The organism is Nitrosovibrio sp. Nv17 (assembly GCF_900119085.1).
GTDB lineage: Bacteria > Pseudomonadota > Gammaproteobacteria > Burkholderiales > Nitrosomonadaceae > Nitrosospira.
Genome location: NZ_FPIQ01000037.1, coordinates 1 through 7,334, shown reverse-complemented (window position 1 = coordinate 7,334; position 7,334 = coordinate 1). Strand labels below are relative to the sequence as shown.

General features: G+C 65.1%; 7 protein-coding genes. 2 read left to right on the top strand and 5 right to left on the bottom strand.

Annotation, left to right across the window (positions count from 1 at the left end; genetic code table 11):
• A partial coding sequence (locus BT108_RS13010; RefSeq protein ID WP_072294987.1) for a hypothetical protein occupies positions 1 to 359 on the bottom strand: 359 nt, incomplete at its 3' end.
• Between the two features lie 849 nt (positions 360 to 1,208).
• Here BT108_RS13010 and BT108_RS13005 point away from each other — a divergent pair.
• Positions 1,209 to 1,934, top strand: a complete 726-nt coding sequence (locus tag BT108_RS13005; RefSeq protein WP_143142505.1) for a hypothetical protein — start codon at positions 1,209 to 1,211, stop codon at positions 1,932 to 1,934.
• 5 nt (positions 1,935 to 1,939) lie between these two features.
• Here the strand turns inward: BT108_RS13005 and BT108_RS13000 are convergent, their stop codons facing one another.
• Positions 1,940 to 3,400 (bottom strand): amino acid permease, encoded by a 1,461-nt coding sequence (locus tag BT108_RS13000; RefSeq protein WP_072294985.1) that lies wholly within the window; start codon positions 3,398 to 3,400, stop codon positions 1,940 to 1,942.
• Positions 3,401 to 3,438: 38 nt separating this feature from the next.
• Complete coding sequence (locus BT108_RS12995) at positions 3,439 to 4,095, bottom strand: DNA-3-methyladenine glycosylase family protein (RefSeq protein WP_072294984.1); 657 nt, start codon at positions 4,093 to 4,095, stop codon at positions 3,439 to 3,441.
• 363 nt (positions 4,096 to 4,458) lie between these two features.
• On the opposite strand from BT108_RS12995, the gene BT108_RS12990 reads away from it, so the two are divergent.
• Positions 4,459 to 5,469 carry an NADPH-dependent aldehyde reductase Ahr gene (locus BT108_RS12990; protein ID WP_072294988.1) on the top strand — a complete coding sequence of 337 codons (1,011 nt, stop codon included), beginning with the start codon at positions 4,459 to 4,461 and terminating at the stop codon, positions 5,467 to 5,469.
• 21 nt (positions 5,470 to 5,490) lie between these two features.
• Here the strand turns inward: BT108_RS12990 and BT108_RS12985 are convergent, their stop codons facing one another.
• Positions 5,491 to 6,837, bottom strand: a complete 1,347-nt coding sequence (locus BT108_RS12985; RefSeq protein WP_255369724.1) for an undecaprenyl-phosphate glucose phosphotransferase — start codon at positions 6,835 to 6,837, stop codon at positions 5,491 to 5,493.
• Positions 6,838 to 6,901: 64 nt separating this feature from the next.
• Positions 6,902 to 7,334, bottom strand: a 433-nt coding sequence (gene epsA, locus BT108_RS12980; RefSeq protein ID WP_218184874.1) for an XrtB/PEP-CTERM-associated transcriptional regulator EpsA, incomplete at its 5' end; no start/stop codon positions are given.

Genomic DNA, 7,334 nt, shown 5'->3' with positions numbered 1-7,334 from the left:
TGGTACGAGGCCTGCTGGATCGTCTCTTCCATGGCCCGCTCGTACTTGTGCAGCAGCGCCGAGGTGTGCGACTGCAGATCCTGCGCACGCCTGCCGTAGATGTAGCTCTTCTCCTCGTACTGCGACAGCAGCTGCCTCTGCTCTTCCACCTTCGCCTGCAGCTTCTCGGCGCTGCTCCGGTACTGCCTCGCCAGGCGGTCGTGGTCGGCGGCTGTGCGGGCATGCTGCGCCGCCCGATCCAGATCGACGCCGTGCGCCTCGAACCCGCCCGTCTGCGCACAGGATGCGAGGAACCCAAGCATGAACGCCACTGCGATCCAGTGTCCCATTCCCATGTTGCCCGTCGTGTCCGTTTTCATGATGGCAATCCATCCGCATGCAATTTGACTGACCTTATCCTATGCCGCTCCATCCCCCACGTATATTGGGGAAACCCCGGTTTTTCGCTAAGGAAAACCCTTGGATCCTGTTTTCATGAGGGAAGTCTGCAAAGCGGGGAGCGGTCGCCACGCCGTCCGGAGAGCGCTGCGACAGGGTGCATTTCATTTCATCCCCATCCCGCCTTGCTTGCGCCCCCGTTCCGTTAGAGACGGCGGCCACGAAGCCGGTTCAGGCAGTCCCTGATCGATCCGCACCAAAGAAAAAACCCGCCGAAGCGGGTTGAAAGGTGAAACGAGGGTACAACATGGATCTACAACAACACTAGAGGATACGACACACTCAACACACTGCACTTCATCAGGGCCGGTACATCGACCAGGGATCATTGCAGAGGTAGCATCCGATGATCGATCTTTACCGTGAGCGTGGTTGTAATTCTAAAGATTATTTTAAATAATGGTAGATCCATGGCCTTCCCATATCTTCCTTTCTGTGGTTCCATAAATTTAAATCAATAATATAAGTAGATAGTACCACAAGGGCTGCCCGAGTCATGCGCTGTGGCCCGATCCATGGATCCTCCATGCTTACATGACATGGAGCCATCCAGGGCAGCAGGGCGCGGCGCCCCCGGATTTTCCACAGCGCGGAATCCCCGGGAGCCGGGGTCACGCGCAACGTACCTCGTTCGACGGGATCGCCCCTGCCTGCCGGGGAATGTTTCCATGGTGCGGTGTACCTAAGTCCGATGGCAAAACGGAATTCGCCGCGTAACATAGCCTGGCATGACCCATGGGACAGTTACGTTGTCATCACGGCAGGAAAACTTGAAATCCAATAATAATATGAAGAACCCGGATGCGGCACTGTCGGTCGTCGCATTGCTGTCGGAGCCCCTCGCGGTAAATGCCATGCTGATCGATCCGGTTTCCTACGCCGTATTTGCGAATGGCTCTTCGGCACAGGCGTTGTTCGACGAGCTTGGGGCCGACGAACTGGAAAAGCTGCCGCCGACCGCCCTCCACCCGGTGGAAGCGGGCGACATGGCATCGTGGCCCGGCGACCGGGAGAGCCTGATCCGGGATCAGCCGGACGGCGCTGCCGGATCAGGCCACTCCTGGTATTTCAACGGCGTGTCGAGCATCACCTTCACCTTCAGCGCCGCGCTGCTCGGCGCCCTGCCCCATCATGCCGGCCTGGTGTGGACCGACTCCGGATTCGCCAATATTCGCAGGGGTTTCGACAGCGTGCTCTTCGAGGCTTTCGACCGCGCCGGCAATCTGCTCGGGATCATCGGTCCTTCCGCACTGGGGGATGAGTCGTTCGCGGGCCAGACGGCGGAGGATCGTTTCTTCGGGATCACCAGCACGGAAGGGATCGGGTCCGTGCGCATCAGCCTGCTCCACAGCACGGTACAGGGGCTGGACAGGCTGCAGAACGATCTCGCCGGGCTTGCCTCGATTCCCCTCGATTTCGACCTTGCCGCCACGCTCGCCGTGCTCGTCGTGGGCCGGGGCTCGACAGGGTTTGCGCGCCGGCACCTGAACGGCTGAGGGTCTCAGGAGACGGCGGCTCCGCTTCCCGATTCCTTGCCGATGACGCTGCGCCTGCGGGCGTAGGCGAAGTAGACGATGAGTCCGATGGCTGCCCAGCCCAGGAACAGCCTGATCGTCTCCCAGCCCAGGCTGACGAACAGCAGCAGGCATCCCGCCATCGCCAGCGGCCCGACCAGCCACAGGGCGGGTGTCCTGAACGGACGATGGCGTCCTGGTTCGCGGCGGCGCAGCACCATGACGCTCAGGGCCACGGTGAAGAATGCGAACAGGGTGCCGGAGTTGGATACGTCGGCGAGCATGCCCACCGGAAAGATGGCCGCGAACGTGGCCACGCCGATGCCCGTGACCAGGGTGACGACGTGGGGGGTATGGAAGCGCGGATGCACCCGTGAAAGAATGGCAGGCAGGAGCCCGTCGCGCGACATGGTGAACAGCACCCGGGTCTGTCCGTACAGCATCATCAGGATGACGGAAGGCAGTGCGACGATGGCGGCCGATGCCACCCAGTTGCCGATCACGGGATGCCCCACGGCGCGCAGCACGAAGGCCAGCGGTTCCTTGGACTGGGACAGCTCGCCGCCGGGCTGGGCGCCCACGGCGCCTACCGCGGCGTAGGCGACGAATAGATAGAAGAGGGTGCACACCCCGAGCGATCCGATGAGGCCGATCGGCACGTTGCGGTTGGGATTGCGGGTCTCCTCGGCGGCGGTCGAGACGGCGTCGAAACCGATGTAGGCGAAGAAGATCGAAGCCGCCGCGCCCAGCACCCCGATCCCGGAAGCAGGCGTGCCCCAGCCATTGGGCAGCATGGGCTCGAAGTTGGCTGCATCGATGGCCGGTAGGGCCAGCACCAGGAATATCGTCAGGGCCGCGATCTTGACGACCACCAGCACTGCGGTGACCCGGGCGCTTTTGGTGGTGCCGACGATCAGGAGCAGGGTGACGAGCAGGGAGACCACGAACGCCAGCAGATTGAAGCCTCCGGCGGCGATGGCGCCGTCTGCCAGGGTCACGGTGTCGCGCGGTCCCGCCGTCAGGAACAGGGGCAGGCCATGGCCGATCTCGCGCAGGAAGCCGTTGATGTAGCCCGACCAGCCCACTGCCACTGCCGCCGCCGCCACCGCATACTCCAGGATCAGGGCCCAGCCGACCATCCAGGCGATCAGTTCGCCGAAGACCGCGTAGGAATAGGTATAGGCCGATCCCGCCACCGGCACGATGGCGGCGATCTCGGAATATACCAGCGCCGCCAGCGCGCACACGAATCCGGCGATGACGAAGGAGTACATCATGCCGGGGCCGGCCTTCTCGGCGGCCACCGAGGTCAGCACGAAGATGCCGGTGCCGATGATCGCGCCGATGCCGAGCACGGCGAGGTCGATTGCGCCGAGCTGCCTCCGGAGTCCCCTCTTCTGTGCCGACTCGAGTATGTCCTCCAGGGGCTTGATGCGATCGAACAGCACGTCCTTATGCCTGCCTTTCCAGGGTCGTCATCATGTCGTCATCCCTTTCTCCTATAGTCGGGCAGCAGGGGAACGCGCCACAGATACCAGGCCGCCACCGTCCGGTAGGGGCGCCAGGGCAGGCCGGTGCGCTCCATCTCCCTGCGGCCGGGCGCGACATCGAGCGACTTCAGGAAGCGATAGCCCTCGCGGATGCCGAAGTCGTCGGCCGGCAGCACATCCTGCCGGCCGAGCGTGAAGATGAGCAGCATCTCCACGGTCCAGCGGCCGATGCCGGGCAGCGTGGTGAGCCGGGCGATCAGTTCATCGTCGGACATTCCGTCCGCGGCCCTGCGCGATGGCACCACGCCGTCGAGCGTACCTTGCGCGATGCCCAGCACGGTATCGACCTTGCGCCCGGAAAACCCGCAGGTGCGAAGGATGTCCCGTGGCGTAGCCAGTATCCGTTCCGGCTGCGGAAACCCGGGCTGCGGGTACAGGCCGAGGAATCGCGCGACGATGGCGTCCGCCGCGCGGGCATGCAGCTGCTGGTAGGCAACCGCCCTTATCAACGCCTCGCAGGGCTCGCGCGCGGCCTCGGGCCGGTGGGTGCAGGGTCCCACGCAGCGGATCAGCCGCGCCCAGTCGGCATCGATGCCTGCGAGATGCCCGACAGCAGGGCCGTGCATGCCCGCATGGGGAGCTGCATCCGTCATGCGTCCATGGGAGCCGTGTATCCGTTCACGATGCGGGTATCATTCATGGAGATTGCCGGGCGCTATTCGATCGGCTGCCTGCAGGCGATGATCCGCCGAATTCCGCCGGGCAGGGGATGCCAGCCGGCAGGAAGACCGCCGGCCCGATCCGCCATCCATGCCGAAGGCATGCGGGGCGCGGTTTCCGCCAACCCGGATGCGCATGGCAGAGCCGATATCTGCCTGCGGATGATATCATCTATTCACGCAGCCTTTCCGCAAAAATATCCGCAAGCCATCCGTCCCTGCCGGCTGCGGGACGGGGAAAGCCAGGAAGGCGGGGTGGGCGTACGGAACGATTCCCTTGACGAAGGAGGAACTGCAATGAGCGAGATACATGGATGGGCCGCCCCTGCGGCGGGGCGGGCGCTGGAACCGTTTTCCTATGATCCGGGGCCGCTGGGCGACGAGGAGGTGGAGATCGCCGTCGAGTACTGCGGGCTATGCCACTCGGATCTTTCCATGCTCAACAACGACTGGGGGCTGTCGCGCTATCCCATCGTCCCGGGGCACGAGGCGGTGGGACGGGTGGTGGCGGTGGGGAGCGGCGTGGAGGGCGTGGAGACCGGGCAGCGTGCAGGGATAGGCTGGAGCGCGGACAGCTGCATGCACTGCCGCGAGTGCATGACGGGCAGCCATCATCTGTGCCCGGAGGTTGGCGCGACCATCGTCGGGCGCCACGGCGGCTTTGCCGACAGGCTGAGGGCGCACTGGGCATGGACGATTCCCCTGCCGGAAACGCTCGACGCCGCTGCGGCCGGGCCGCTGCTGTGCGGGGGCATCACCGTTTTCGCGCCGCTGCTGCGCTACGGCGTCAGGCCGACGGATCGCGTGGGCGTCGTGGGGATCGGCGGTCTCGGCCATCTCGCCCTCAAGTTCGCCCGTGCCTGGGGCTGCGAAGTGACCGCCTTTACGTCCAGCGCGTCGAAAACCGAGGAATTGAAGCGATTGGGGGCGCACCGGGTGGTGGCCAGCCGCAGCAGCGCGGAGATCCTGGGGGTGGCCGGTTCGCTCGATTTCCTGCTGGTCACCGTGAACACGCCGCTCGACTGGGACGCGCTGTTCAAGACGCTCAAGCCCAATGGGCGCATGCACGTGGTGGGGGCGGTGCTGGAGCCGATCCCCGTGCCGGTGTTCGATCTCATCATGGGGCAGAAGAACGTGTCGGGATCGCCGACGGGTTCCCCTGCCGCCATCGCGACCATGCTGGACTTCGCGGCGAGGCACGGCATCGCGCCGCAGGTGGAGCACTTCCCGCTGAGCAGGGTCAACGACGCGATCGCCCACCTGGCGACCGGCAAGGCGCGCTATCGTGTCGTGCTGGATGTGGGGTGAAGCGGCCGGCCGGGGCGGCAGTCAGTATGCGTGGGTACGGTCCGCCACCACCGTGAAGACGGTTTTCAGGATGATATGGAGGTCGAGTTTGAGGGACCAGTTCCTGAGGTAGTCGAGGTCGTGGTCGATGCGAGCCTGCATCTTGTCGAGGGTGCGGGTTTCGCCGCGGTAGCCGTTGACCTGCGCCCACCCGGTGATGCCGGGCTTGACCTTGTGGCGGATCATGTAGCCCTTGATGAGGTTGCGGTAGGTCTCGTTGTGGGCCACGGCATGGGGGCGGGGGCCGACGATGCTCATGCGTCCCTGGAGGACGTTGATGAACTGGGGCAACTCGTCGAGCGAGCTCTTGCGCAGGAAGGCGCCGACGCGGGTGATGCGGCTGTCCTCGCGGCTGGCCTGGCGGATGGTCTCGCCGTCCTCGCACACGCGCATCGAGCGGAACTTGTAGACCAGGATCTCCTCTCCGTCCAGGCCGTAGCGGCGCTGCTTGAAGATGACCGGGCCGGGGGAGTCGAGCTTCACGGCGAGGGCGACGAGCAGCAGCAGGGGGGAGATGAGGGCGAGGATCAGCAGGGAGAGCACGATGTCGCTGGCGCGCTTGATGAAGCCGTTGGAGCCGGTGAAGGGGGATTCGCACACGGAGATGACCGGGGTGCCGCAGACGGTGCCGCTGCGGCCCTGGATGAGGTCGGTGACGAACATGTCGGGCACGAAGTAGATCGAGGCGGTGGTGTCCTTCAGTTCGTCGAGCACGTGCAGGATGCGCGGCTGTGAGGCCATGGGCAGGGACAGGTAGATGAACTGGATGCGCTGTGTCTTGACGAAGCCCGGCAGTTCGTGCAGCCTGCCCAGCAGCGGGCTGTCCTCGGCACGGCTCAGGCGATCCGGGCTGCGGTCGTCGAAGAAGCCCGACAGGGCGATCTTGGAGTAGCGCGCCTTGTGGATGCGCCCGGCCAGGGCGGCGCCCTGGTCGTTCAGGCCGACGATGATGGCGCGCTGCGGCGGCCCCTGCAGCGCCAGCAGGGTGGGGGCGGCGGCGCGCAGCACCAGGTGGGCGCCGATCTGGCTCAAGGGCGCCAGCCACAGCCAGGCGACCAGCGCCTGGTGGGAGAACTCGTGCACGTAGCCGGTGGCGATGCCCAGCAGCAGCAGCAGCGTCATCACCCAGAACCAGCTGTAGAGCACGTCGAACACCAGGCGCTTGAGCGAGAACTGCAGGCGCGAGGTGCCGGGAAAGGTGATCGAGAACACGATCACCGCCAGGATCAGGTAGGGGGGCTGCAGTTCGCCCTCGATGCTCACGCCGATCAGCCACAGCGACAGCGCCAGCATGGAGGGGTCGAGCATGGCCTCCACGGCGCTGAGCATGTTGTTGCCCAGCGGTTCCTCGGCGCGCGCCGAGACCCGGGAGGCGGAAAAGGCCGGGTTGGCTTCAGCCATGGCTCAGGCTGCGCTCGATCTTGGATACGGCCTGCATCCGGTTGTAGACGTCCAGTTTCTTGAAGATGCGCTGCATGTGGTTTTTCACCGTGAAGGCGCTGATGGAGAGGATGCTGCCGATCTCCGCATTGGTCTTGCCCAGCTTGACCCAGTCCATGATCTCGCTTTCGCGCTCGCTCAGTCCGTGGTGCTCGGTCTCCTGCGCGCCTTCCGGCAGATAGGTGCGCTGCGGCAGGGGCGCCACGCCGCGCAGGGCGGTGTCGAGGTAGGGCAGCAGGATCTCCATGGCGGCAAGCGTGCCGCCATCGAGCGTGTCGCGCGAACTGAAGATCACGTACAGGCAGTCGTGGCGCCCGCGACGGTCGCTGATGCCGTGCAGCAGCGCACTGCGCATCCCACGCAGCGCCTTGCCAAGAGAACACTGC

Bases quoted from the DNA above. Each gene is read 5' to 3' on its own strand.
- BT108_RS12985 (WP_255369724.1), bottom strand. From the start codon at position 6,837: ATGCTCAGCGCCGTGGAGGCCATGCTCGACCCCTCCATGCTGGCGCTG.
- BT108_RS12990 (WP_072294988.1), top strand. From the start codon at position 4,459: ATGAGCGAGATACATGGATGGGCCGCCCCTGCGGCGGGGCGGGCGCTG.
- BT108_RS12995 (WP_072294984.1), bottom strand. From the start codon at position 4,095: ATGACGGATGCAGCTCCCCATGCGGGCATGCACGGCCCTGCTGTCGGG.